Genomic DNA, 26,130 nt, shown 5'->3' with positions numbered 1-26,130 from the left:
ACAACATTGAAGGAGTGAGGAGACATGAGTAAAGGAAAAATTATCGTTGTTGGTGGAGGTCTTGCCGGCTTAATGGCAACAATTAAAATTGCCGAAGCAGGCGTAAAAGTAGATTTATTTTCATTAGTTCCTGTGAAGCGATCTCACTCTGTTTGTGCACAAGGTGGCATTAATGGTGCGGTCAATACAAAAGGGGAAGGGGACTCTCCGTGGGAACACTTCGATGATACGGTATATGGTGGGGACTTTTTAGCTGATCAACCTCCAGTAAAAGCGATGTGTGAAGCGGCCCCAGGTATTATTCATTTGCTTGATCGCATGGGTGTCATGTTCAACCGTACGCCAGAGGGATTGCTCGATTTCCGTCGCTTTGGTGGAACGCAGCATCACCGTACTGCATATGCAGGGGCAACGACAGGACAACAGCTTCTTTACGCGCTTGATGAACAAGTGCGCCGTCACGAAGTTGCTGGTTTGGTGACAAAATATGAAGGTTGGGAGTTTTTAGGTGCTGTTTTAGATGATGAGCAAGTATGTCGCGGAATTGTCGCACAAAACTTGACAACGATGGAGATTAAAGCATTCCCAGCAGATGCGGTCATCATGGCAACAGGTGGTCCGGGGATTATTTTCGGGAAGTCAACAAACTCGATCATTAATACAGGTTCAGCTGCTTCTATCGTTTATCAACAAGGTGCATATTATGCAAACGGGGAATTTATTCAAATTCACCCGACAGCGATTCCAGGCGATGATAAGCTTCGTTTAATGAGTGAATCAGCGCGCGGAGAAGGTGGGCGAGTTTGGACGTATAAAGACGGAAAACCTTGGTATTTCTTGGAAGAAAAATATCCGGCTTACGGAAACCTCGTTCCACGCGATATTGCGACGCGTGAAATTTTCCATGTGTGTGTCGACTTAAAGCTCGGTATTAACGGCGAAAACATGGTGTATTTAGATTTATCGCATAAGGATCCGAAAGAGCTTGATATTAAGTTAGGTGGCATTATTGAAATTTATGAAAAGTTTATGGGGGAAGACCCAAGAAAAGTACCGATGAAAATATTCCCAGCTGTCCACTATTCAATGGGTGGATTATGGGTTGATTATGATCAAATGACAAACATTAAAGGATTGTTTGCCGCAGGCGAGTGCGACTATTCGATGCACGGCGCGAACCGTCTCGGTGCGAACTCTCTATTATCTGCCATTTATGGTGGAATGGTAGCTGGTCCAAAAGCAGTAGAATATATGAAGGGGCTTGAAAAATCAGCAGATGCGATGCCTTCTTCTTTATACGATCGTTATTTAAAACAAGAACAAGAAAAATGGGCGCAAATTATGGCGATGGACGGCACAGAAAACGCCTACGTCTTGCATAAAGAGCTTGGTGAATGGATGACAGATAACGTCACGGTCGTTCGTTATAATGATAAACTATTAAAAACAGATGAAAAAATTCAAGAGTTACTTGAGCGTTATAAAAACATCAACATTAACGATACAGCGAAATGGAGCAACCAAGGTGCATCGTTTACACGTCAGCTTTACAACATGTTGCAGCTAGCCCGCGTCATTACGCTCGGTGCTTACAACCGTAACGAAAGCCGTGGAGCGCACTATAAGCCAGAGTTTCCTGAGCGGAACGACGAAGAATGGTTAAAAACAACGATGGCGAGCTTCACACCAGATGGTCCATCATTCCATTATCGCGAAGTGGATACATCACTCATTAAACCGCGCAAACGCGACTATACGAAAAAGAAAGGGGAAGTGAAATCATGAGCGAAAATAAAACGATTCGGATTATTGTCACAAGACAAGACCGTCCGGATACAGCCCCTTATGAAGAAGAGTTTGTCATTCCGTATCGTCCGAATATGAACATTATTTCGGCGCTCATGGAAATTCGGCGCAATCCGGTCAATGCGAAAGGGGAAAAAACGACGCCTGTTGCTTGGGAAATGAACTGTTTAGAAGAAGTGTGTGGCGCTTGTTCGATGGTGATTAACGGCAAGCCGCGTCAGTCGTGTACGGCGCTTGTTGATCAGCTTGAGCAGCCTATTCGTTTAGAACCGATGCGCACGTTCCCTGTCATTCGCGATTTGCAAGTCGACCGTAGCCGCATGTTTGATTCGTTGAAAAAAGTAAAAGCATGGATTCCGATTGACGGAACATACGATTTAGGTCCAGGACCGCGCATGCCAGAGCGTAAACGCCAGTGGGCGTATGAATTGTCCAAATGTATGACGTGCGGAGTATGTTTAGAAGCTTGTCCAAATGTCAACAGCAAATCAAACTTTATCGGTCCAGCACCGCTTTCGCAAGTGCGCTTATTTAATGCTCATCCAACAGGAGCAATGCATAAAGCAGAGCGTCTAGAAGCGATTATGGGTGACGGCGGATTAGCGAACTGCGGAAATTCGCAAAACTGTGTGCAATCTTGCCCGAAAGGCATTCCGCTTACAACGTCTATTGCGGCATTGAACCGCGCAGCAACGATTCAAATGTTCCGCAATTTCTTCGGCAGCGATGAAGTATAAATACAAGGTCGGCTCTTACAGAGTCGGCCTTGCGTTTCATATATAGGGGGGAGAAATTTGAAAATATCTTATATTGACGACGTGAAAGAATGGGAGCAGCGCTTTTCCTTTTTTCATCCGGTGCGCGTCCGCTTTTCTGAAACGGATATGTTTGGACATTTAAACAATACAGTGCCTTTTGTATATTTTGAAGAAGCGCGCATCGCGTTTTTTGAGCATCTCGGTTTTATGGGTGACTGGGTTGGAAAAGAACAAGATGCCATTCCAGTCGTCGCTAACTTACAATGTGATTTTTTACAACAAGTATATTTTGGTGAACAGCTACAAATCGGGGTGAAGGTTGCTCATATTGGGAATTCTTCTGTTGATTTACATTATGTTGGAAAAAAACAAAATGGAGCCATTGCATTTACAGGTCGTGGGACGATGGTGCAAATGTCGAAAACGACAGGTAAAGGAGTGCCTTGGGACGAGGGTGCGCGTGCGCGATTAATAGAAAACATGTAACCGTTCCATCCCTTCTTGCATACGATATGTTGACTAAATATATACCCATCCGTTTCGGTCTGGTAAAAGCAAGGAGGGTTATCCACTTGAATCAGAAGCCGCTGCTCACAAAAAGAGAACGAGAAGTATTCGAACTGTTGTTGCAAGACAAGACAACGAAAGAGATTGCTAGTGAACTGTTCATTAGCGAAAAAACAGTTCGTAACCACATTTCGAATGCAATGCAAAAGCTTGGAGTAAAGGGGCGTTCACAAGCTGTTGTTGAATTGCTTCGAATGGGGGAACTTGAACTATAAAGGGAACCGGCTCGCCTTTTCAGTTTAGGCAAGCCGGTTTTCTATTGATTTGATGTGTGTTATAATGAAAGATGTTTTGTCATACATCAACAAAGAATGAGGCGAATACATTGGAAAGACCGATTGGAGTTATTGATTCAGGCGTTGGTGGGTTAACGGTTGCAAGGGAAATCATGCGCCAGCTACCAAAAGAACAAGTCGTATATTTAGGAGATACAGCACGTTGTCCATACGGACCGAGGTCGCGAAAAGAAATTCGGCAGTTTACGTGGGAAATGACGAACTATTTACTTGGATATGATATAAAAATGCTCGTCATTGCATGTAATACTGCCACAGCTGTCGCTTTAGAAGAAATTCGTGATACGCTCAACATTCCTGTGATCGGTGTCGTTCATCCTGGTGCACGCACCGCATTGAAAATTACAAAAAACTATCATATTGGTGTTATCGGCACGGTTGGAACGGTGAAAAGTGGTGCTTATGAGCAAGCATTAAAATCGATCAATAGCGATGTGAAAGTAGAAAGTTTAGCTTGTCCAAAGTTTGTTCCTTTAGTGGAAAGCGGACAATTTGAAGGAGAAGAAGCAAAGCAAATTGTTGCTGAATCTCTTGAACCATTAAAAGACCGACCAATTGATACGCTTATTTTAGGGTGTACGCACTATCCACTTTTAAGCCCACTCATTCAACAATATATGGGCGAGCACGTGAAGCTCATTTGTTCTGGCGATGAAACAGCGCGTGAAGTGAGTACAATTTTACATCATAGCGGTTTGCTTTATACGGGGAATAAGCGCCGCGAGCATATATTTTTCACGACTGGATCGAAAGAAACGTTCCAACAAATTGCTTCGAAATGGTTCGGTCACCCGATTGAACATGTCGAAACGATTCAATTATCTTAAAATCCTTCGCATATACCGAAGGATTTCAGCTTGTCGACAAAGTCGACAAGCTGTTTTAATATATAGGTGTAAGGGTATTTATAGGAGGGGGAATCAGATGCTTCAACGTCATCAAGAAGACCGTAGACATATGGAAACAACGGTAAAGATTGATGACCTTGTTCCTGAGGATCACCTTGTGCGTAAGCTAGAAAAAGCGATTGACTTCTCTTTTATTTACGACATCGTCAAAGATCTATACTCATCCGACCATGGACGACCAAGTATTGATCCGGTTGTGTTGTTCAAAATGTACTTGATCCGTTATATCTTCGGCATTCGTTCGATGCGTGAAACGGTGGAACAAATTCGAACAAACGTAGCCTATCGATGGTTTTTAGGATTGAGTCTTCATGATCCTGTCCCACATCATTCGACACCAAGCAAAAATTACGCACGACGTTTTGCAGGTACAGACGTCTTTCAAAAAATTTTTTCAAGAATTCTCGAAGAAGCCTTTCAACACGGGCTGGTGGATCCAAGTGTCGTATTTGTTGACTCTACCCATGTGAAGGCGAGTGCAAACAAAAGAAAATTCAACACCGAAGTGGCAGAAGTCGAAGCGAAAGCGTATCAAGAGGAATTGGAAAAAGAGATTGAACGAGATCGGATCGTACACGGAAAATCTCCACTACCGCCAGAAACAGAAAAAAAAAACGAGAAGTGAAGATCAGTAAGACAGATCCCGAGAGTGGGATGTTTGTGAAAAATGAACGCGAACGAGTATTTGCTTACTCCTATCATACGGCTTGTGATCGCCATGGCTGGATCCTTCAATCCTATGTCACAGCGGCAAACGTGCATGATAGTCAAGCCTTTTTCGAACTGTTTGAACGGGTCAAAAAGGAAGTGAAGCAGCGCCCAAAAGACGTGTGCATCGATGCAGGATACAAGACGCCAGCCATTGCGAAATACCTACTAGAACAAGGGATTGATCCGATTTGGCCATACACTCGTCCAAAAACGAAAGATGGGTTCTTTCGGAAATCTGAATTTGCATATGACGAACATTTTGATTGTTACCTTTGTCCAAATAACCAAGTGTTATCTTATTCAACAACGAATCGGGAAGGTTATCGGGAATATAAATCCAATCCATCTGTGTGCAAGACGTGTCCTTATCTAGAAAGATGCACAGAAAGCAAAAGCCATACAAAAGTGGTCACACGCCATGTTTGGCAAGATTACTATGAAGAAGCCGAGCATTTACGATATGTGCCGGAGCATCGGGAGTTGTATGAACGAAGAAAAGAGACAATCGAACGAAATTTTGCAGATTTGAAAGAGAAGCATGGTCTGCGCTGGACAAATTACCGTGGATTGGAAAGAAACCAGATGCAGGCGATGCTTGTTTGTGCTGCGATGAATTTAAAGAAATTAGCAAACTACCTATGGAGAATGGGCACCTCTCCTCTTTTTCACCTATGTATGTCGTTATTTTCGTCGGTTCATCAGGGAAAACAAATATTAAAATGGAACAAGTAAAACAACTGTCTTACAACCATTTTGTCAACAGTCTGAGGCGGAGCGATCCGCCTTCTTCTCTACTCTGCTGCGTCCTGTATTTTTCTAGAACATCCCGAAAACTTACACACCACCATTGTTGACGAATGTCTCCTACCACATACACTTAGAAATGAGAGTTTTTCAAAAAACGAAGATGATTAAATTTTTCTCGTTTTATTTTCTGGAGTACCTATGGTCACTTGGCCATCATGGAAAAATTCGATTATATACTCTCCATTTGTACAAAGGATAAAGGTATCTGATCCCACAGCAACCACATCATCGATTGCATTTAGAACTTTTTCCAATTTTGTCTGAATGCCAGGACAATAAGAATAGTTCCATAATACTATCACATCTTTATCATTCATTCCCTTTTGTCGTACCCAGTCTGTGATTTCTGATAAATATGTTATTTCTTTTCTTTCAGATACTTTTTCCCAATCAATCCTTCCCCAAGGTAAAATAGGGAATAATGTACACAAATAATCAAAATATTTTTCAGTTTCCTCGTTCGATAAAATCCTCAAATGATCATCCCCAATTGCATGAACACACTCTTCAAATAGTGTCATTGTTCATCCCCCCTTATTTATTGAGATGCTTTAAAAGGGATTCGAATGTTTTTTCATCCCCTTTAAAAGGAATGCATACTTTTATCGCTTGACCTTTCCCATTTCTGTAATCTTCAACGTTAATATGTATCCCTTTCTCCGGATCATAATCTAGTCTCCACCTAACTTTCTCGTCCGCAGACATCCTACCAATCACTTTTCCATATCCTTTGCTATATAAGTTGAATTAAAGATTTACAACTGAACACACAAACGATCGATCGTTTGTTCTGGTTTCTGGTTGATTCGCTGAATAAAGGCTTGGACATTCTTTCTAATTTCTTGCACACTCGAATAGAACACGTTGTAAATCACGTCTGATTTCAGCCATTTCCATAGCCCTTCAATCAAGTTCAATTGCGGACTGTATGGTGGCAAAAAGACGAGCTCTAACCGATCTTCGTGTTCTTTTAAAAATGGCTGAATGAGTTTGGCATGGTGAATTCGAGCGTTATCTAAAATCATCACTATTTTGCCTGTGGGATAGCGTTCTAACACAAGTTGAAGAAATCGAAGAAATGTTTCCGCGTCATAGCGTTCTTCTTCGATGCAAAACACTTCCCCTGTTTCGTAGTTCAACGTGCCAATCAGCTTCAGCCCTTGATGTTTTCCAAACGTCGGAATGATTCGTTGTTTTCCTTTGACAAACCATGTTTTTTGAATCGCTTGGTAATCACGAATCATCGACTCATCTTGAAAGAGGACATGGGCGATGTTCCCATCTACCAGTTTTTTTTTACTTCAGGGAAGGTGATTTCGACGAATTCTTTTTGTTTCTCTTCATCGGCATTGGCTAGTGTATAGGTCGGTTTCGTATAGCTTAGCCCTAACCGATGCAGAATGTCACTTGTTCCGCGAAGCGTGTATGTTGGCCCCCACTTTTGTTGAATGAGTTCAGCGATTATCGCAAGCGTCCAATTATATTTTGCTTCGAATCCCACATCTACGGGGAGCTGATGTTCAATGATCAAAGCCAGCTCTTTTTCCTGCTCAGGGGTCAATCGACGTGGGGCGCCAGGTGAGTATTTCATCTCCAGTCCATCAAGACCGCGCTGGGCGTAGGCATGAACATAGTTATAAATAGTTTTCTTGGATCGACCAATAATCGTTGCGATTTCTCCTTTGGTATATCCCTGCAAATGAAGATAAATCGCTTGGTAGCGTTCATATGCTCGTTTACTTTTTGCTTCTTTCATGGCAGTGGACAACTTTTCGATCTCGTCTTTGTGATTTGGCATCATAGTTTTCTCTCCGTTCCCCTATTTTCTCTTTGTATTTATTCGCCGTGGAACGGGAGAAAACCTTTATTTCAATTTATATAGCGAAGGTTTTTTTTGTTCTATTTTTTTGAACGGCTCGTATACATAGTAGTACAAACCGTATGAGGAGGGGAGTCCATGCGTCGCGTATGGGTTATTGCCACAATGTTTATATTTATTCTTTCAGGATGTGGGCTGTTCGGAGGTGAAAAAGCCACGAAAGAAATTGATCCACCAAAAGATGTAACATATGTAGAAGATGAACAAGCATTGCAAGAAAAAGAAGTAGCAGAAAAGGAAACAGCGACAGAAACGGTGCAACGTGAATTGTATTTAATTGATAAAAATGGCTTCGTCGTCCCACAAACGTTTGCCTTACCAAAAACAAATGCAGCCGCAAAGCAAGTACTTGAATATTTAGTAGAAAACGGTCCGATTTCTGAACTATTGCCGAACGGATTTCGTGCGGTTCTCCCAGCTGACACACAAGTGTTAAGTGTCAATTTAAAACAAGATGGCACGCTTGTCATTGATTTTTCTAAAGAGTTTGCGAACTATCGACCAGAAGACGAAAAACGTATTTTACAAGCAATTACATGGACGGTAACGCAATTTGATAATGTGAAACGTGTGAAAATTCGCATGAACGGACATGATCAAAATGTGATGCCGGTTAACGGAACACCAATTAGCGACGAACTGAGCAGAGACGATGGAATTAACATTGAAACGAACGGTGTTGTTGATATTACAAATACGCATCCGGTCATCGTCTACTTTTTAGCACAAGACGGCGAACGGACGTATTATGTGCCAGTTACACGCCGCGTACCAAATAGCGAGCAAGATGAGTTAGCGGCTGTTGTGAATGAGTTGATTAAAGGGCCAAGCTACGGCTCAGGGCTGTTAAGTGATTTGCAAGCAGATGTGAAGTTGTTAGAAGCACCGAAATACGAAAATGGAAAAGTGACGTTAAACTTTAACGAAGCAATTTACGGTAGCGTGGAGAAAAATGTTGTGTCGACTCATGTGCTCAATTGTTTAGTACTATCATTAACTGAACAACCAGGGGTAGAAAGTGTAGAGGTTACAGTAAACGGAAAAGCAGAATTAGTTGATGAAAGTGGAAAACCGTTATCAGAACCGGTAACAAGACCGCAAAATGTGAACACAGGTAGTTTTTGAAACCAATTTTTTGCTATACTATATAAAGATTCATCGTCGAGAGGCAGTGTTCCTGCCTCTTATTTCGTGAACATACATTGAGGAGGATTTTTTGTGAGAGTAGATGGTAGAACAAATGAAGAGCTTCGTCCCGTACATATTGAACCGAACTATTTAAAACATCCAGAAGGCTCGGTACTCATTGCCATTGGTGATACGAAAGTCATTTGTACAGCAAGCATCGAAGATAAAGTTCCACCGTTTATGCGTGGAGGTGGAAAGGGATGGATTACTGCGGAGTATGCGATGATTCCGCGCGCGACGGAGCAGCGAAACATTCGCGAAGCAAGTAAAGGAAAGTTGTCAGGGCGAACGATGGAAATTCAACGGCTCATTGGCCGGGCGCTTCGTTCTGTCGTTGATTTACAAAAATTAGGGGAAAAAACGATTTGGATTGATTGTGATGTCATTCAAGCGGACGGTGGAACGCGCACAGCGTCAATTACAGGGGCATTTGTCGCCATGACGTTGGCACTCGGAAAAATGGTCGAACAAAAAAAATTACCGGCTCTCCCGATTACGGATTTTTTAGCTGCCACATCAGTCGGAATAGATGAAGAGCATGGCATTATTTTAGATTTAAATTACGTTGAAGATTCAAAAGCACATGTCGATATGAATATTGTTATGACAGGATCGGGGCGCTTTGTTGAAATTCAAGGAACAGGAGAAGAAGCGACATTTTCATACGAGCAGTTGCTCGATTTATTAACGGTTGCTGAAAAAGGCATTCACGAGCTTATTGCTCGACAAAAAGAAGCGCTCGGTTCGCTCGCTGAACAAATTATGCAATATCGTGCGGAAGGGGAAGAAGCAAAGTGAAGCGAATGATCATTGCTACAAAAAACAAAGGGAAAGTAGCGGAGTTTCAACAATTGTTTACGAAAAAAGGAATCGACGTTCGTTCTCTCCTCGACTACGATGACATACCGGATGTTGAAGAAACGGGAACAACATTTGCAGAGAATGCGATATTAAAAGCAACGACGATTGCAAATATGCTTCATGAAATCGTCATTGCAGATGATTCTGGTTTAATCGTTGATGCGCTAAACGGTGAGCCGGGCGTATACTCGGCTCGCTACGCTGGCGAAGGAAAAGACGATCAAGCCAACATTGAAAAAGTGCTTACAAAGCTACAAGGTGTGCCTTTTGAACAACGAACCGCCCGTTTTCATTGCACGTTAGCTGTTGCAAAACCGAACGGGGAAACAGCGACCGTAGACGGTGTGTGCGAAGGATATATTGCAGAAGAGCCAATAGGTGAAAACGGTTTTGGGTACGACCCGATTTTTTACGTGCCTGAAAAACAACGAACAATGGCTCAATTAACAAAAGAGGAGAAAAATGAAATAAGCCATCGGGCAAGGGCGCTACAACATCTTTTGAGCATATGGGACAAGCTGTTTGAAAAGGAGAATGAGTCGTGAACGTATTAATTATGAGCGATAGCCACGGATTAACAACTGAATTACAATCAATCGTCTCCCGTCATAAACAACATGTCGATGCTGTCATTCACTGCGGTGACTCCGAGTTACCAAGCGACCATGAGGCGTTGCAAGGCATGCTCGTTGTGAGAGGAAACTGCGACTACGAACGCCGTTTCCCAATCGACCTCGTGGAAGAACTGAACGGTGTTCGTTTTTTCATTACGCATGGGCACTTATATAACGTCAAAATGACGATGATGAATGCGTATTATAAAGCGAAGGAAGTCGGGGCGCACATCGTTTGCTTCGGCCATTCCCATATTGCAGGATGCGAAAAAATCGATGACGTTCTTTTCATTAATCCAGGAAGCATCTTTTTACCGCGCATGCGTCGCGAAAAAACATACGCCATGCTTCATATAGACGAAACAACCACAACCGTACATTTTTACAACATCGATGGCCAACTTCTTCATGATTTAACGAGCATATACAAAACACAATAGGGGCAAGAAAATTCCACCGCCCCTATTGACATTTTTCATAAACATCATTACAATAACAATTGTCCAAACCACGATATGAAAGCGACAGGCTGTTATCATTGTGTCCCAGTAGCTCAGCTGGATAGAGCAACGGCCTTCTAAGCCGTCGGTCGGGAGTTCGAATCTCTCCTGGGACGTTAACAACAGTCCTCTTGCATAAGCAAGAGGATTTTTTATTAGTCAAAAAATGTTCAAAATTTTTTATACCCTTTCTTTTCCTTGATATATCAATTATGTAAGCGGATACATAACATTTTAACTAATCGAAATAATCAAAAAATTCGATGAAATAGTATTGACTCTTTTGGTAAATGAGCGTATGATAATTTTCAAATAAATCTAACAAAAGTCGCAATCAACATAAGAAGCAAGAGACGGCGAACAGGGGAAGAGGGGAAAAACATTGAGTGAACAGTGGATTTTTCTGAACGACGAATTTGTTACAAAAGAAAATGCGAAAATCTCTGTATACGATCACGGTTTTCTTTATGGGGATGGGGTGTTTGAAGGCATTCGTGTGTACAGCGGCAACGTGTTTCGCATGAAAGAACATATTGACCGCTTATACAATTCAGCGAAATCCATTTTATTGAACATTCCATACACAAAAGAAGAATTAACAAATATTATCGTCCAGACGGTACAAAAAAACGGCTTTGAAGACGCTTATATTCGCGTGGTCGTGTCGCGCGGTGTCGGTGACCTTGGACTTGATCCATACAAATGTCCGAAGCCGCAAGTAGTCGTCATTGTCGAACCGTTGGCAATCTTCCCAAAACATTTATATGAAACGGGCATTGAAGTCGTTACTGTCGCAACGAGACGAAATCGACCAGATGTGCTAAGCCCAAAAGTAAAATCGTTAAACTATTTAAACAACGTATTAGTACGAATTGAAGCGCATTTAGCAAACGTCAGCGAAGCGCTTATGCTCAACGACCAAGGATATGTCGCTGAAGGCTCAGCAGACAACGTATTTATCGTCAAAAACGGCGTGTTATATACACCACCAGGATATGTCGGGGCGCTTGAAGGCATTACGCGCGATGCGATCATGGACATCGCTAAAGACCTCGGCTATGTCGTTAAAGAAGAGCCATTCACTCGTCATGATGTGTACACGGCAGATGAAGTATTTTTAACAGGAACTGCAGCAGAAGTTATTGCGGTCGTTAAAGTCGATGGTCGTGTCATTGGCGACGGTGTACCGGGCGAACATACAAAACGATTGTTAGAAGAGTTTCGCAAACGAGTTGTTTCAGAAGGTGTAAAAGTGTATGCTACACAAAATGTGAATGCAGGATGACAAGTAAATAAGAAAAAAGCGTTGAAGAGGATAAGTAGCTAGCGGGTTCGGCATCTACAGAGAGCCGGGGAAGCTGGAAACCGGTGATGTCTCCGTTAGTGAACTCCCCTCCGAGCGCCGTCTTGAACGACTAGATCTAGTAGGGACGGACGGGTGCACGTCACTCGTTATTAAAACGAGCGCTGCGACGATCGTCGCGTGCTCCTGAGGTGGCTTTGCCACGAAGAAGGGTGGTACCGCGGGAAGGATGCAAGCCTTTTCGCCCCTTTGGTCTATATAGACCGATGGAGGGGTGAGAAGGCTTTTCTTATTTCACATTTTTTTAGGGGTGAAAAAATGGCAGCGAATATGAAAGTGAAAGAAAGAGTAGCAAAAAAGCAAACGTTATGTGGAGCGCTCATGTTAATTGAAGCGCTCAAAGCAGAAAACGTGAAAGTTATTTTCGGATATCCGGGAGGTGCTGTGTTACCGATTTACGACAAGCTTTATGAATCAGGCGTATTCCACGTGCTAACACGTCACGAACAAGGTGCCATTCATGCGGCAGAAGGGTATGCGCGCATTTCAGGAAAACCTGGTGTCGTCATTGCTACATCTGGACCGGGTGCGACAAATATCGTGACAGGTTTAACAGATGCAATGATGGATTCCATTCCACTCGTCGTCTTTACAGGGCAAGTAGCATCAAATGTCATCGGTTCAGATGCCTTCCAAGAAGCAGATGTGTTAGGAATTACAATGCCTATTACAAAACATAGTTACCAAGTACGCGACATACACGAGCTGCCAAAAATCATTAAAGAAGCGTTTCATATTGCGACAACGGGACGCCCAGGTCCTGTATTAATCGATATTCCAAAAGATATGGCCGTTGCTGAAGCGGAGTTTGATTACGAACAAGACGTACAGTTGCCGGGTTATCAGCCGACAACAAAGCCAAATCATTTACAAATTCGCAAACTTGTTGAGGCGGTAAGCCAAGCAAAACGCCCGGTCATCTTAGCTGGAGCGGGTGTTCTCCATGCGAATGCTCATGAACAGTTAAAACAATATGCTGAACAACAAAATATTCCTGTGATTCATACGCTTTTAGGACTTGGTGGATTTCCTGCCGACCATCCACTATTTCTCGGAATGGCAGGAATGCACGGAACGTACACAGCAAACATGGCACTGTATGAGTGTGATTTACTCATTAATGTCGGCGCAAGATTCGATGATCGGGTGACTGGAAATTTAGCTCATTTTGCACCAAAAGCAACGGTCGCTCATATCGATATTGATCCGGCGGAAATCGGAAAAAATGTACCAACAAAAATTCCGATCGTTGGTGATGCGAAAGAAGCGCTCATTCAATTAATTGAACAAAACGGAAAGCGACCAGATGTATCAGAGTGGATGAACAAGTTAAACGAATGGAAACGTGAATATCCGCTTATGTACAAACGCGAACCGGGTGTGCTCAAACCACAGCGACTTATTGAAATGATTCACGAATATACAAACGGTGAAGCGGTTGTGACGACGGATGTCGGTCAACATCAAATGTGGGTCGCCCAATATTATAAATTTAAACAGCCACATCGTTGGGTCACATCCGGTGGGCTTGGAACGATGGGATTCGGCTTGCCAGCGGCAATTGGTGCTCAATTGGCACAACCGGAAGCGACAGTTGTAGCGATCGTTGGTGACGGTGGGTTTCAAATGACATTACAAGAGTTATCGGTTATTCAAGAGTTAAATTTGCCAATTAAAATTGTCATCGTTAACAATCAAGCGCTCGGCATGGTGCGTCAATGGCAAGAAATTTTTTATGAAAAACGGTATTCCCATTCACTTATTCCGAATCAACCAGATTTCGTTCGGTTAGCAGAAGCATACGGGATGAAAGCGATGCGCGCAACGACGGAAGAAGAAGCAGAATACGTATTGAAAGAAGCGTTTGCGACAAATGCACCAGTTTTACTTGATTTTCATGTTCATCCAGGGGAAAACGTATATCCGATGGTGGCACCTGGAAAAGGGCTGCACGAGATGGTGGGGGTGAAATGGTGAAGCGAATTATTACAATGACAGTAAACAACCGTCCGGGTGTATTAAATCGCATTACAGGTTTGTTTACGAAACGACATTACAACATTGAAAGCATTACAGTTGGTCATACAGAAACAGAAGGTGTTTCACGCATGACGTTTGTCGTCAATGTAGATGATGAGCGCATTGCTGAACAAATTACAAAACAATTAAACAAACAAATTGATGTATTAAAAGTTGTCGATATTACTGATCAGGCGATTATCGTTCGAGAGCTTGCTTTAATTAAAGTAGCGGTTACACCGGCGACGCGCGGTGAAATTTATACACTAATTGAACCGTTTCGTGCAGCGATTGTCGATGTGGCGCGCGATAGTCTTGTCGTTCAAGTAACAGGTGAGCCAGAAAAAATTGATGCGCTCATCGACTTATTAAAGCCATACGGATTAAAGGAAGTTGCAAGAACAGGAACAACAGCGTTTCCGCGCGGTTCACAACGCGCATCATCAACAAATAAATCACTATTCATCATTTAAATTAAGGAGAGGATTTTATTATGGTAAAAGTATATTACAATGGCGATGCAAACGAAGCTTACATTCAAGGGAAAAAAGTAGCGATTATCGGATACGGATCTCAAGGTCATGCCCATGCGCAAAACCTTCGTGATAGCGGCGTTGATGTCATCATTGGATTGAGAAAAGGGAAATCGTGGGAAAAAGCAGAACAAGATGGATTTGTCGTCTTGCCGGTTGATGAAGCGACAAAACAAGCGGATATTGTAATGATTTTACTTCCAGACGAACATCAGCCGAAAGTATATAAAGAAGAAATTGCACCAAACTTGCGTCCAGGTAACGCGCTCGTGTTTGCACACGGATTTAATATTCACTTCAATCAAATCGTTCCACCGAGCGACGTGGATGTCTTTTTAGTTGCACCGAAGGGACCAGGTCATTTAGTTCGTCGCACATATACGGAAGGGGCAGGCGTACCTGCATTGATCGCTGTGTATCAAGATGTGAGCGGTGAAGCGAAAGAAACAGCGCTTGCGTATGCAAAAGCGATCGGTTCCGCTCGAGCAGGCGTGATTGAAACGACATTCAAAGAAGAAACAGAAACAGATTTATTTGGCGAACAAGCGGTTCTTTGTGGCGGATTGACTGCCCTTGTCAAAGCAGGGTTTGAAACGCTTGTAGAAGCCGGATACCAGCCGGAAATCGCCTATTTTGAATGTTTGCATGAGTTGAAACTTATCGTTGATTTAATGTACGAAGGCGGTTTGGCAGGTATGCGTTATTCGATTTCTGATACAGCGCAATGGGGTGACTTTGTGACAGGTCCACGCATCATTAATGACGCAGTAAAAGCAGAAATGAAAAAAGTGCTTGAAGACATTCAAACAGGGAAGTTTGCAAAAGGTTGGATTTTAGAAAATCAAGCGAATCGTCCAGAGTTTAATGCGATCAATCGCCGTGAAAATGAGCATTTAATTGAAGTCGTTGGCCGCGAATTACGTAAAATGATGCCGTTTGTCAACGCTAAACAGAAAGATGTGGTGACGGTCGGTGCGAAAAATTAACATTTTTGATACGACGTTGCGTGACGGAGAACAGTCTGCAGGCGTCAGTTTAAACTTGCATGAAAAGCTAGAAATTGCTCGGCAGTTAGAACGCCTCGGTGTCGATATCATCGAGGCGGGATTCCCTGCCTCATCAAAAGGTGATTTCCAAGCCGTTCAAGCGATCGCCCAAACGGTTCGCAACTGTTCGGTTACAGGTCTTTCACGCTCTGTCCAGTCGGACATCGATGCAGCGTGGGAGGCGTTAAAAGACGGAGCGGAACCACGATTACACGTATTTATCGCAACGTCACCTATTCATATGCAATATAAATTGCGCATGACACCAGAACAAGTGATTGAAACAGCTGTTGAGTCTGTTCGTTATGCGAAAAAATATTTCCCGATTGTACAATGGTCAGCAGAAGATGCATGTCGAAGCGATCTTCCGTTTCTTGCGACAATTATTGAACGAGTGATCGAAGCTGGAGCGAACGTCATTAATATTCCAGATACAGTCGGCTATATTACCCCGAAACAATATGGCGACATATTCTCTTTTTTAAAGAAAAATGTTCGGAATATTGAAAAAATTAGTTTATCTGCTCATTGTCACGATGACTTAGGAATGGCTGTCGCCAATTCGCTTGCGGCTATTGAAGCGGGAGCGACACAAATTGAAGGAACAATCAATGGCATTGGCGAGAGGGCAGGAAACGCTGCAATTGAAGAAGTGGCGGTGGCGCTTTATATTCGCAAAGACTACTACCAAGCTGAGACGCGCTTGAACTTGCAAGAGATTAAACGAACGAGCAACCTCGTAAGCAAGCTAACAGGAATGATTGTTCCACCAAATAAGGCGATTGTCGGTAAAAACGCTTTTGCACATGAATCAGGCATTCACCAAGATGGAGTATTAAAAGAAAAAACAACGTATGAAATTATATCTCCGCAACTTGTTGGCGTGCAATCTAATTCGATGGTGCTCGGAAAACATTCGGGACGCCATGCGTTTCGCACGCGCATTCAAGAGCTTGGCTATTCGTTAACAGAGGAAGAAGTGAATCGTTTATTTGTTCGCTTTAAAGATTTAGCAGATAAAAAGAAAGATATTACCGATGATGATTTAGTCGCCCTTATTTTAGATGAAAAGCTAGATACGTATAAAAACTTTTATCAATTATGTTCGATTCAAGTACAGTACGGAACAAATCAAATTCCAACAGCCGTTGTTGTATTGAAAGATGGAGAAGGAAATGACATTCAAGAAGCGGCAACAGGAGCGGGTAGTGTCGAGGCACTATATAACGCTTTGGAAAAAGCGTTGCAATTGCCGGTGACGTTGCTTGACTATCGCATTGAATCCGTTGGAAGCGGACGTGATGCTTTAGCGCAAGTATATGTGAAAGTATCGCTCGATGGGAAAGAAGCAAGCGGACGCGGAACGGCACAAGATGTGCTAGAAGCATCAGCAAAAGCATATATTCACGCCGTCAATCGCATGTTTGTCATTGAAAAAATGAAAGAAGAACAAGCGCTTGCTGCGCAATAACGAAGGGGGATGTTTTATGTATCGTATCGCTGTGTTACCTGGGGATGGCATTGGAAAAGAAGTGACAAAAGGAGCGGTAAAAGTTTTGCAAGCGATTGGTGATCGTTTCGGCCATACGTTTCATTTTTCATACGGTTTGATTGGTGGGGAAGCGATCGACCGTGAAGGAACACCGCTTCCAGAACAAACGCTTCATATGTGTAAACAAAGCGATGCGGTATTGCTTGGTGCTGTTGGTGGGCCGAAATGGGACAGTCATCCGCCGCACGTCCGTCCGGAGAAAGGATTGTTGCAAATTCGAAAAGAGATGAATTTGTTTGCGAACGTTCGACCAGTTACGTTTTATGACAGTTTATCTGGCGCTTCCCCGCTTAAACCACATGTGATTGAAGGGGCGGATTTTGTTATCGTTCGTGAATTAACAGGAGGCTTATATTTTGGAAAGCCAAGTGAACGCCGGATCGAAAAAGGGGAGGAAGCGGTCGTTGATACACTGTTTTATAAAAGGGAAGAAATCGAACGGATTATTACATTTGCTTTTGCACTAGCACAAAAGCGAAAGAAAAAAGTAACGTCTGTTGATAAAGCGAATGTGTTAGAGTCAAGCCGCATGTGGCGCGAGGTAGCTGAACAAGTCGCTAAACGTTTTCCAGACGTTCAACTGGAACATATGCTTGTAGATAATGCAGCGATGCAACTCGTTCGCTCTCCAAAACAATTTGACGTGATCGTAACAGAAAATATGTTTGGTGATATTTTAAGTGATGAAGCGTCCATGTTAACAGGTTCTCTCGGCATGCTTCCGTCGGCAAGCTTGTCTGTTGACGGACCGGCATTATACGAACCGATTCACGGTTCGGCTCCAGACATCGCAGGACAAAATAAAGCGAACCCGCTTGCCACGATTTTATCGGCGGCAATGATGCTTCGTTTATCGTTCGGACTTACGGAAGAAGCCGATGTTATCGAACGGGCTGTTAAGCAAGTGTTGGATGCTGGGTATCGAACAGCAGACATTGCTCAACAAGGCGATTGTGTATTATCGACGACAGAAATGGTCGAAAAAGTAAAAGATGCGATTTTAGACGATGTAGCGATTGAACGAATTATGCAAGTGTATGTGTAGGAGGGATTGAGGTGGCGCCGAAGACGATTATTGAAAAAATTTGGGATGAGCACGTTGTATACCGTGAGGATGGAAAACCGGATTTATTATATATTGACTTACATCTCGTTCATGAAGTGACATCGCCGCAAGCGTTTGAAGGATTGCGTCAAAAAGGAAGAAAAGTGCGCCGCCCAGATTTAACGTTTGCAACGATGGATCATAACGTTCCAACGGTCAATCGGTTTGTCATTGAAGATGAAGTGGCAAGAAATCAAATGACGGCATTGGAGCGGAACTGTCGTGAATTTGGCGTTCCGCTTGCCGATTTAAACAGTCCAGAACAAGGCATTGTGCATGTCATCGGCCCAGAACTTGGATTGACGCAGCCGGGAAAAACGATCGTGTGCGGGGATAGTCATACGTCGACACATGGTGCTTTTGGGGCGTTGGCGTTTGGCATCGGCACGAGCGAAGTGGAACATGTGTTGGCGACACAAACGTTATGGCAGCACCGTCCAAAAACGATGCAAGTTCATGTTACAGGCACGCTAGCACCAGGTGTATCGGCGAAAGATGTCATTTTAGCTATTATTGGTAAGTTCGGTGTTGATTTTGGTACAGGATATGTGCTGGAATTTACAGGCGACGTCATTCGTCGTTTGTCGATGGAAGAGCGGATGACGATTTGCAACATGTCGATTGAAGCGGGCGCGCGCGCGGGGTTAATTGCCCCAGATGATGTAACGTTTGCATATTTGCGTGGGCGAAAATATGCCCCAAAAGGAGAAGCGTTTGAACAGGCGGTTGAACGATGGAAACAGTTATGTACAGATGAAGGAGCGGTATATGACCGTGTCGTTCATATAGATGGAAGTGAAATTGCTCCAACGGTTACATGGGGAACGACGCCTGCGATGAGTTCCCCGATTGATGGCGAAGTCCCTAATCCGGATCAGTTTGCGACAGAAACGGAGAGAAAGGCAGCTCAGTTAGCGTTGCAATATATGGGGCTAAAACCAGGAATGAAAATGACAGATATTTCTATTCAACATGTGTTTATCGGATCGTGTACGAACTCACGCATAAGCGATTTAAGAGAAGCGGCACAAATTGTGAAAGGAAAAAAAGTTGCACCGGGCGTAAGGGCGCTCGTCGTTCCGGGCTCACAACAAGTGAAAAAACAAGCGGAAGAAGAAGGAATTGCTCAAATTTTTATTGATGCAGGTTTTGAATGGCGTGATTCCGGCTGTAGCATGTGTCTTGGCATGAATCCAGATACTGTACCAGCAGGGGAGCATTGTGCTTCAACGTCAAATCGCAATTTTGAAGGGCGACAAGGAAAAGGGGCGCGTACGCATCTCGTTAGTCCAGCAATGGCGGCAGCGGCTGCCATTTACGGACATTTTGTTGATGTACGCACATTGTATAAGGAAGCGGTACGATAGGAGGAGAACGCTTTGGAACCATTCATTATTCATAAAGGAAAAGTCGCTGGTTTAGATCGTGCGAATGTGGATACAGATCAAATCATTCCGAAACAATTTTTAAAACGAGTTGAACGAACCGGATTTGGTCAATTTCTTTTTTATGATTGGCGTTATCTTCCAGACGGGACGCCAAACCCGCATTTTGAGTTAAATCGCCCTGAAAATGAAGGAGCAACGATTTTAGTAGCAAATGAAAATTTTGGTTGTGGTTCATCGCGTGAACATGCACCTTGGGCGCTTGCTGATTACGGGTTTCGTGCTGTCATCGCTCCTTCTTTTGCGGATATTTTTTATAACAATTGTTTAAAAAATAGCTTGCTTCCAATTAAACTTTCAAAAGAAGATGTTGTGTATTTATTAAAACAAGCGGAGCGGTCAGATTATGAACTGACTATTTCTCTTGAACAACAAGTCGTTTTTGACGACGAAGGATTTACAAGCGCGTTTGACATCGACCCGTATCGCAAACAGCTTCTTCTAAAAGGATGGGACGAAATCGACTTAACGTTCGTATATGAACCGTACATTATCGCCTATGAAAAAGCACGCTCTTGACGATTTGTCGAGGGCGTTTTTCGTTGAGTTTGTCCGCAAACATTGTTAAACTTAAAGGCAAATGTGAGCGAAGGTGAACGAATATGAAAAAACGAAAAGTCGTTCCACATCCATATGTAAAAGAGCGGTTGTTAACAGAAGGGATGAATGCATTAAAAGAAAAGCGATATAAAGAAGCGTATACGTATTTGACACAATTGAAAGAGCTGCAACTTCACGATGATGATGTAGAAATGGCGCTTGTCGTCTGTTTATTTGAAATGGGACATGTAGAAGAGGCGAAAGAAAGATGTGAACAACTGTTAGAGCGCGGCAGAGGGGATTGGACGGTATATATCTCTATGCTCGTCCATTTACAACAATACGATGAAGTTGTCGCAGTCATTCATAAACTTCAGCGAAAAGGAATGGATTGCACGCCTTTTTTACCGCTTTTACAGTTTAGTGAAAAAATGATTCGGTCTCAGCACGAACAACGGGCAAAACAGTATGAATCGATTTTCGAAAGCGATCAATGGGCGAAGCAGATGCGCACCCTTCATCAATTAGATTTGCGCATCGTTCCACACCTTGTTTCTATTTTTTCTCGTTATTTACATGATGAAATGAAACATCCTATTGTAAAAACGACGATGTTACACATATTACGGAAAGAACAAGTGATGGAGCCGATGACCGTAAAAAAATTTGGGCAAACGATGACGGTTATTCCAGCTGAGCTCGACGAACGAACACAAAAGCGTTGGATAGAACAAGTGCTTGATATCGTCGAACAAACATGGGCGAAACAAAATCCAACGATGTATGAATGGTGTGAACAAATATGGCTTCGTTACATGGTTGTGACATACCCGTTTCTTCCAGAAGGATCAGCACAACAATGGGCGGATGCATTATACACATATGTTGAGCAATGTGAAACGGGACAAACGGTATGGACAAATTCGCTCGTTGCCAAACTTTATGAAGCGGAAAAATTGTGGCTCTCTGTTGAAAGTATATAATTGTATGGTATAATATAGTGGTTGTATTACACATAAAACCGTGTATGCCTACATATATGTAGTTCATTTACATGAATTTTTGAAGTTGGAGGGAAATAAACATGTCGGCGAAATGGGAAAAACTCGAAGGCAATCAAGGCGTTCTTACAGTAGAAGTAGACGCTGAAAAAGTGAACGAAGGATTAGATGAAGCGTTTAAAAAAGTAGTGAAAAAAGTACAAATTCCAGGATTCCGTAAAGGAAAAATTCCTCGCTCTTTATTTGAAAAACGTTTCGGCGTTGAATCTTTATACGCAGATGCGTTAGATATTTTATTGCCAGAGGCATACGCAAAAGCTGTTGAAGAAACAGGCATTGAGCCAGTCGATCGTCCTGAAATCGACGTCGAGCAAATGGAAAAAGGAAAAAGCTTAATTTTCACTGCAAAAGTGACTGTGAAGCCAGAAGTGACGCTTGGTCAGTACAAAGGGCTTGAAGTAGAGAAATTAGATGATACAGTAACTGACGAAGACGTCGAGCAAGAATTAAAACGTTTGCAAGAGCGTCATGCGGAGCTTGTTGTGAAAGAAGAAGGAACAGTAGAAAACGGTGATACAGTTGTCATCGATTTCGAAGGATTCGTTGACGGTGAAGCGTTTGAAGGCGGAAAAGCAGAAAACTATTCCCTTGTCATCGGTTCAGGTACATTCATCCCAGGATTTGAAGAGCAATTAATCGGCATGGCAGCTGGGGAAGAAAAAGACATTGAAGTGACATTCCCAGAAGAATATCATGCAGAGCAATTAGCTGGTAAGCCAGCTGTGTTCAAAATTAAATTGCACGAAATTAAAACAAAACAACTTCCTGCGCTTGATGACGAGTTTGCGAAAGACGTAGATGAAGAAGTAGAAACATTAGATGCGCTAAAAGAAAAAATAAAAGAGCGCTTAACAAAAGAGAAAAAAGAAGAGGCAGAAGCGGCACTTCGCGATGCGGTTGTTCAAAAAGCAACAGAAAACGCACAAATGGACATCCCAGAAGTGATGGTGAAAAACGAAACAGACCGTATGATTCGTGAGTTTGAGCAACGCTTACAAATGCAAGGGTTAAACCTTGACTTATACTATCAATTCTCTGGACAAGATGAAGCGGCACTTCGCGAGCAAATGAAAGAAGAAGCAGAAAAACGTGTTCGTGTCACATTGACGCTTGAAGCGATCGTGAAAGCAGAAAACATTGACGTAACAGAAGAAGAAGTAGAAAAAGAACTAGAGGAAATGGCGAACCTTTACAGCTTATCGGTCGATAAGTTAAAAGAACTTTTAGGTACATTAGATGGCTTAAAAGAAGACTTAAAAATGCGCAAAGCAATCGATTTCCTTGTTGAAAACAGCAAAGTTGTTGCATAATGAGAAGAGAAAGAACAAGGTGCATCACGTGCCTTGTTCTTTCCACATATAGTTGCAGTAATGAAAGTTTTCTAACTTTTCGTGCACATTGACGTTTTTATTGGCATACTTTTAAAGATTTATGATAAAATGACGAATACATAACGTTTTTCCTTTTCGTGTACATATGATAGTAGGGAAATAAGGGGTGAAATCATGTTTAAATTTAATGATGAAAAAGGGCAGTTGAAATGCTCGTTTTGTGGCAAAACACAAGAACAAGTGCGCAAGCTTGTTGCTGGCCCAGGTGTATACATATGTGATGAGTGTATTGAATTGTGTACAGAAATTGTGCAAGAAGAGCTTGGATCGGAAGAAGAAGTGGAGTTCAAAGACGTACCGAAGCCAAAGGAAATTCGTGAAATTTTAGATGAGTACGTCATCGGACAAGACGAAGCGAAAAAAGCGCTTTCTGTAGCAGTATATAATCATTACAAGCGCATTAATTCAAACAGCAAAATTGATGATGTCGAATTAGCAAAAAGCAATATTTTAATGATCGGGCCGACAGGAAGCGGAAAAACATTACTAGCTCAAACGCTTGCTCGCATTTTAAACGTACCGTTTGCAATTGCTGATGCGACATCGCTAACAGAGGCGGGATATGTCGGAGAAGACGTTGAAAACATTTTATTAAAGCTCATTCAAGCGGCAGATTACGACATTGAACGTGCAGAAAAGGGAATTATTTATATCGATGAAATCGATAAAATTGCGCGCAAATCAGAAAACCCTTCCATTACGCGCGACGTATCGGGAGAAGGGGTGCAACAAGCGCTATTGAAAATTTTAGAAGGAACAATTGCGAGCGTGCCTCCACAAGGCGGACGGAAACACCCTCATCAAGAGTTCATTCAAATTGATACAACGAATATTTTATTTATTTGTGGTGGGGCGTTTGACGGTTTAGAACCAATTATTAAACGTCGTCTTGGGAAAAAAGTGATCGGTTTTAGCTCAGATGTACAGGCGGAAGTTGAAGAAAAAGATTTGCTGTCGAAAGTGTTGCCAGAAGACTTATTAAAATTCGGATTAATTCCAGAGTTTGTTGGACGTCTTCCGGTCATTACAAGCTTGCAGCCGCTTGATGAAGACGCGCTTGTCGATATTTTAGTGAAGCCGAAAAATGCGCTCGTGAAGCAGTATGAAAAAATGCTTGAGCTTGACGATGTTGAACTTGAATTTGAAGAAGAAGCGCTTCGTGAAATTGCCAAACGTGCGATTGAGCGGAAAACAGGAGCGCGCGGTCTACGCTCTATTATTGAAGGGATTATGCTTGACGTCATGTTTGAATTACCGTCGCGTGAAGATGTGAAAAAATGCGTCATTACGGCGGAGACGGTACGCGGAGAAAAAGCACCGCTTCTCATTTTACACGATGGAACGATCATCGAGTACGAACGAAAAACATCAGCGTAAATGGAAAAAGATCGATTTTCCGAATCGGAAAGTCGATCTTTTTTTGTTTATTTCCTTGTTTGCTCGGAGATACTATGCGTACAATACATATGCGGGAGGAACGGCCATGAATTGGACAAACATTGCGCTACTTATTCAGTTGTTTTTCGGGATTATTATCGGCCTCTACTTTTTAAATTTATTAAAAAGTCAACGCACACAAAAAATTTCAATTGATAAAGAAGCGCGAAAAGAGATGGAACAACTTCGAAAAATGCGCTCGATTTCATTAACGGAGCCGCTTGCTGAAAAAGTGCGTCCAAAAACGTTTGATGATATTGTCGGCCAAGAAGATGGGATAAAAGCATTAAAAGCGGCATTATGTGGACCGAATCCACAACACGTCATTATTTACGGGCCGCCTGGCGTTGGAAAAACAGCAGCGGCCCGCCTCGTATTAGAAGAAGCGAAAAAAAATCCACTATCTCCATTTCGAAAAGATGCTGTATTTATTGAATTAGATGCAACGACTGCTCGATTTGATGAGCGCGGTATTGCTGATCCGCTGATCGGTTCTGTGCACGATCCGATTTATCAAGGAGCGGGAGCGATGGGACAAGCGGGTATTCCGCAACCGAAACAAGGCGCGGTAACGAACGCTCACGGAGGGGTGTTATTTATTGATGAAATTGGCGAGTTGCATCCGATTCAAATGAATAAGCTGTTAAAAGTGTTAGAAGATCGTAAAGTGTTTTTTGAAAGCGCATATTATAGCGAAGAAAATCCGAATATTCCGAATCATATTCATGACATTTTTCAAAACGGGCTGCCAGCTGATTTTCGGCTTGTCGGCGCCACGACACGAACGCCAAATGAAATCCCGCCAGCCATTCGCTCGCGCTGTATGGAAGTATTTTTTAGGGAGCTAGAGCAAGAAGAAATCGCCCAAATTGTGAAAAAGGCCGCAGAAAAAGTAAACCTTCCGATTGAGGAACAAGCGGTAAATGAGCTAGCGATGTACGCGCGCAACGGAAGGGAAGCAGTCAACACGTTGCAAATTGCGGCAGGTATTGTCATTTCAGAGAAACGGTCTAAAATTTTACGGCAAGATATCGAATGGGTCATTCAATCAAGTCAACTATCGCCGCGATATGAGAAAAAAGTAGGACAAGAAGCAAAAGTCGGATTAGTACACGGATTAGCGGTTTATGGTCCAAACAGTGGAGCACTATTAGAAATTGAAGTTGCTGTATTGCCGGCAAAAGAAAAGGGAATGATCAATATGACCGGCATTGTCGAAGAAGAGCAAATTGGCGGACAAGGAAAATCCATTCGCCGAAAAAGTATGGCTCGTGGCTCGATAGAAAACGTCATTACTGTTTTACGTACACTTGGTGTTCCTGCCGATCAATATGATATTCACGTCAACTTTCCGGGTGGCGTTCCGATCGATGGTCCTTCGGCTGGTGTTGCGATGGCGATCGGTATTTACTCCGCCATTTATCGTTTACCGATTGATCCAACCGTAGCGATGACTGGGGAAATCGGTGTACATGGAAACGTGAAGCCTGTTGGCGGCATTTTTCCAAAAGTGAAGGCTGCAAAGCAGGCTGGAGCGAAAACGGTCATTATTCCACGCGGCAATATGCAGTCGATTTTAAGACAAGTGACAGACATTGAGATTGTTCCTGTTGATCATATTAGCGATGTTCTTTCCTTTTTATTTCACGAACATGTTCGTTCTGTTCCGATGCGTCATCATTTACCAAAAACAGAACGAATGTGAGAGTAATCGGCTTCAACGGAGCGTTGAAGTCGATTTTT

Annotated in this window: 23 protein-coding genes, 1 tRNA gene, 2 pseudogenes and 1 other annotated feature; of the genes and pseudogenes, 23 read left to right on the top strand and 3 right to left on the bottom strand. The window is 42.8% G+C overall.

Features of this window, described 5'->3' with window-relative positions; translation table 11 throughout:
- Window positions 1–24: 24 nt before the first annotated feature.
- From sdhA to ACPF7I_RS10955, 6 genes and pseudogenes are all read left to right on the top strand, one after another.
- Window positions 25–1,785, top strand: a complete 1,761-nt coding sequence (gene sdhA / locus ACPF7I_RS10980) for a succinate dehydrogenase flavoprotein subunit (protein WP_035049252.1) — start codon at window positions 25–27, stop codon at window positions 1,783–1,785.
- The gene (gene sdhB, locus ACPF7I_RS10975; protein ID WP_009361787.1) at window positions 1,782–2,543 is read left to right on the top strand and encodes a succinate dehydrogenase iron-sulfur subunit; all 762 of its coding nucleotides are present in this window, start codon (window positions 1,782–1,784) and stop codon (window positions 2,541–2,543) included. Before sdhA ends, sdhB begins: the two co-directional genes overlap by 4 nt.
- Window positions 2,544–2,600: 57 nt before the next feature.
- A complete protein-coding gene (locus ACPF7I_RS10970; protein WP_430743304.1) occupies window positions 2,601–3,050 on the top strand; it encodes an acyl-CoA thioesterase in 450 nt (149 codons plus the stop codon).
- Window positions 3,051–3,130: 80 nt separating this feature from the next.
- Window positions 3,131–3,346: a helix-turn-helix domain-containing protein gene (locus ACPF7I_RS10965; RefSeq protein WP_032100525.1), complete on the top strand. Its 216-nt coding sequence runs from the start codon at window positions 3,131–3,133 to the stop codon at window positions 3,344–3,346.
- Between the two features lie 110 nt (window positions 3,347–3,456).
- Window positions 3,457–4,254, top strand: a complete 798-nt coding sequence (gene racE, locus ACPF7I_RS10960; protein WP_430743305.1) for a glutamate racemase — start codon at window positions 3,457–3,459, stop codon at window positions 4,252–4,254.
- Between the two features lie 97 nt (window positions 4,255–4,351).
- Window positions 4,352–5,778 (top strand): annotated as a pseudogene (locus tag ACPF7I_RS10955) (IS1182 family transposase).
- 179 nt (window positions 5,779–5,957) lie between these two features.
- Here ACPF7I_RS10955 and ACPF7I_RS10950 read toward each other — a convergent pair.
- The 3 genes and pseudogenes from ACPF7I_RS10950 to ACPF7I_RS10940 all read right to left on the bottom strand — a co-directional run bounded on the left by ACPF7I_RS10950 (window position 5,958) and on the right by ACPF7I_RS10940 (window position 7,654).
- Window positions 5,958–6,374, bottom strand: coding sequence for a hypothetical protein (locus ACPF7I_RS10950; RefSeq protein WP_081207656.1), 417 nt, complete (start codon window positions 6,372–6,374; stop codon window positions 5,958–5,960).
- 13 nt (window positions 6,375–6,387) lie between these two features.
- Window positions 6,388–6,588 (bottom strand): annotated as a pseudogene (locus ACPF7I_RS10945) (peptidoglycan-binding protein); the annotation flags it as partial.
- A 20-nt stretch (window positions 6,589–6,608) separates the two neighbouring features.
- Window positions 6,609–7,654 (bottom strand): IS630-like element ISBs2 family transposase gene (locus ACPF7I_RS10940; RefSeq protein ID WP_430743306.1). Its coding sequence is split into 2 segments (ribosomal slippage): window positions 6,609–7,148 and window positions 7,151–7,654, totalling 1,044 coding nucleotides; the frame shifts between segments, so codons are not numbered across the junction.
- 156 nt (window positions 7,655–7,810) lie between these two features.
- Between ACPF7I_RS10940 and ACPF7I_RS10935 the strand changes: the two genes are divergently transcribed.
- From ACPF7I_RS10935 to lonB, 17 genes are all read left to right on the top strand, one after another.
- Complete coding sequence (locus tag ACPF7I_RS10935; protein ID WP_430743307.1) at window positions 7,811–8,857, top strand: GerMN domain-containing protein; 1,047 nt, start codon at window positions 7,811–7,813, stop codon at window positions 8,855–8,857.
- 93 nt (window positions 8,858–8,950) lie between these two features.
- On the top strand, window positions 8,951–9,718 hold the full coding sequence (gene rph / locus ACPF7I_RS10930) for a ribonuclease PH (RefSeq protein ID WP_430743308.1): 768 nt from the start codon (window positions 8,951–8,953) through the stop codon (window positions 9,716–9,718).
- The gene (locus ACPF7I_RS10925) at window positions 9,715–10,326 is read left to right on the top strand and encodes an XTP/dITP diphosphatase (protein WP_430743309.1); all 612 of its coding nucleotides are present in this window, start codon (window positions 9,715–9,717) and stop codon (window positions 10,324–10,326) included. The genes rph and ACPF7I_RS10925 overlap by 4 nt, the downstream gene beginning before the upstream one ends.
- Entirely contained in the window at window positions 10,323–10,835 is a 513-nt protein-coding gene (locus tag ACPF7I_RS10920) for a metallophosphoesterase family protein (protein ID WP_430743310.1), read from the top strand. Before ACPF7I_RS10925 ends, ACPF7I_RS10920 begins: the two co-directional genes overlap by 4 nt.
- A gap of 102 nt (window positions 10,836–10,937) precedes the next feature.
- Window positions 10,938–11,011, top strand: a tRNA-Arg gene (locus tag ACPF7I_RS10915).
- Window positions 11,012–11,277: 266 nt separating this feature from the next.
- On the top strand, window positions 11,278–12,180 hold the full coding sequence (ilvE, locus tag ACPF7I_RS10910) for a branched-chain-amino-acid transaminase (protein WP_009361780.1): 903 nt from the start codon (window positions 11,278–11,280) through the stop codon (window positions 12,178–12,180).
- A gap of 12 nt (window positions 12,181–12,192) precedes the next feature.
- Window positions 12,193–12,450: a binding site (T-box leader), on the top strand.
- A 66-nt stretch (window positions 12,451–12,516) separates the two neighbouring features.
- Window positions 12,517–14,235, top strand: a complete 1,719-nt coding sequence (gene ilvB, locus ACPF7I_RS10905; RefSeq protein WP_430743311.1) for an acetolactate synthase large subunit — start codon at window positions 12,517–12,519, stop codon at window positions 14,233–14,235.
- Window positions 14,232–14,750, top strand: a complete 519-nt coding sequence (gene ilvN, locus ACPF7I_RS10900) for an acetolactate synthase small subunit (RefSeq protein ID WP_035062890.1) — start codon at window positions 14,232–14,234, stop codon at window positions 14,748–14,750. The genes ilvB and ilvN overlap by 4 nt, the downstream gene beginning before the upstream one ends.
- 20 nt (window positions 14,751–14,770) lie before the next feature.
- On the top strand, window positions 14,771–15,796 hold the full coding sequence (gene ilvC / locus ACPF7I_RS10895) for a ketol-acid reductoisomerase (protein ID WP_430743312.1): 1,026 nt from the start codon (window positions 14,771–14,773) through the stop codon (window positions 15,794–15,796).
- The gene (locus ACPF7I_RS10890) at window positions 15,783–17,327 is read left to right on the top strand and encodes a 2-isopropylmalate synthase (RefSeq protein WP_430743313.1); all 1,545 of its coding nucleotides are present in this window, start codon (window positions 15,783–15,785) and stop codon (window positions 17,325–17,327) included. Before ilvC ends, ACPF7I_RS10890 begins: the two co-directional genes overlap by 14 nt.
- 16 nt (window positions 17,328–17,343) lie before the next feature.
- A complete protein-coding gene (leuB, locus tag ACPF7I_RS10885) occupies window positions 17,344–18,453 on the top strand; it encodes a 3-isopropylmalate dehydrogenase (protein WP_430743314.1) in 1,110 nt (369 codons plus the stop codon).
- An 11-nt stretch (window positions 18,454–18,464) separates the two neighbouring features.
- Window positions 18,465–19,880 (top strand): 3-isopropylmalate dehydratase large subunit, encoded by a 1,416-nt coding sequence (gene leuC, locus ACPF7I_RS10880; RefSeq protein WP_430743315.1) that lies wholly within the window; start codon window positions 18,465–18,467, stop codon window positions 19,878–19,880.
- A 12-nt stretch (window positions 19,881–19,892) separates the two neighbouring features.
- Window positions 19,893–20,477: a 3-isopropylmalate dehydratase small subunit gene (gene leuD / locus ACPF7I_RS10875; protein ID WP_430743316.1), complete on the top strand. Its 585-nt coding sequence runs from the start codon at window positions 19,893–19,895 to the stop codon at window positions 20,475–20,477.
- An 83-nt stretch (window positions 20,478–20,560) separates the two neighbouring features.
- The gene (locus ACPF7I_RS10870) at window positions 20,561–21,481 is read left to right on the top strand and encodes a DUF3196 family protein (RefSeq protein ID WP_430743317.1); all 921 of its coding nucleotides are present in this window, start codon (window positions 20,561–20,563) and stop codon (window positions 21,479–21,481) included.
- Window positions 21,482–21,582: 101 nt separating this feature from the next.
- Window positions 21,583–22,869: a trigger factor gene (gene tig, locus ACPF7I_RS10865; protein ID WP_035065461.1), complete on the top strand. Its 1,287-nt coding sequence runs from the start codon at window positions 21,583–21,585 to the stop codon at window positions 22,867–22,869.
- Window positions 22,870–23,064: 195 nt separating this feature from the next.
- The gene (gene clpX / locus ACPF7I_RS10860; protein ID WP_430743318.1) at window positions 23,065–24,327 is read left to right on the top strand and encodes an ATP-dependent protease ATP-binding subunit ClpX; all 1,263 of its coding nucleotides are present in this window, start codon (window positions 23,065–23,067) and stop codon (window positions 24,325–24,327) included.
- A 106-nt stretch (window positions 24,328–24,433) separates the two neighbouring features.
- Complete coding sequence (gene lonB, locus ACPF7I_RS10855) at window positions 24,434–26,092, top strand: ATP-dependent protease LonB (protein ID WP_430743319.1); 1,659 nt, start codon at window positions 24,434–24,436, stop codon at window positions 26,090–26,092.
- Window positions 26,093–26,130: the final 38 nt, after the last annotated feature.

This window comes from Anoxybacillus dikiliensis, from assembly GCF_050613275.1.
Classification (GTDB): domain Bacteria; phylum Bacillota; class Bacilli; order Bacillales; family Anoxybacillaceae; genus Anoxybacillus.
Note: the sequence above shows the minus strand (reverse complement) of the source record. Positions and strands in the feature narration are given on the sequence as shown.

Coding starts and splice junctions, on each gene's coding strand:
- ilvB (WP_430743311.1), top strand. CDS start 12,517: ATGGCAGCGAATATGAAAGTGAAAGAAAGAGTAGCAAAAAAGCAAACG.
- ilvC (WP_430743312.1), top strand. CDS start 14,771: ATGGTAAAAGTATATTACAATGGCGATGCAAACGAAGCTTACATTCAA.
- ACPF7I_RS10935 (WP_430743307.1), top strand. CDS start 7,811: ATGCGTCGCGTATGGGTTATTGCCACAATGTTTATATTTATTCTTTCA.
- sdhA (WP_035049252.1), top strand. CDS start 25: ATGAGTAAAGGAAAAATTATCGTTGTTGGTGGAGGTCTTGCCGGCTTA.
- lonB (WP_430743319.1), top strand. CDS start 24,434: ATGAATTGGACAAACATTGCGCTACTTATTCAGTTGTTTTTCGGGATT.
- sdhB (WP_009361787.1), top strand. CDS start 1,782: ATGAGCGAAAATAAAACGATTCGGATTATTGTCACAAGACAAGACCGT.
- tig (WP_035065461.1), top strand. CDS start 21,583: ATGTCGGCGAAATGGGAAAAACTCGAAGGCAATCAAGGCGTTCTTACA.
- clpX (WP_430743318.1), top strand. CDS start 23,065: ATGTTTAAATTTAATGATGAAAAAGGGCAGTTGAAATGCTCGTTTTGT.
- leuB (WP_430743314.1), top strand. CDS start 17,344: ATGTATCGTATCGCTGTGTTACCTGGGGATGGCATTGGAAAAGAAGTG.
- ACPF7I_RS10950 (WP_081207656.1), bottom strand. CDS start 6,374: ATGACACTATTTGAAGAGTGTGTTCATGCAATTGGGGATGATCATTTG.
- ACPF7I_RS10870 (WP_430743317.1), top strand. CDS start 20,561: ATGAAAAAACGAAAAGTCGTTCCACATCCATATGTAAAAGAGCGGTTG.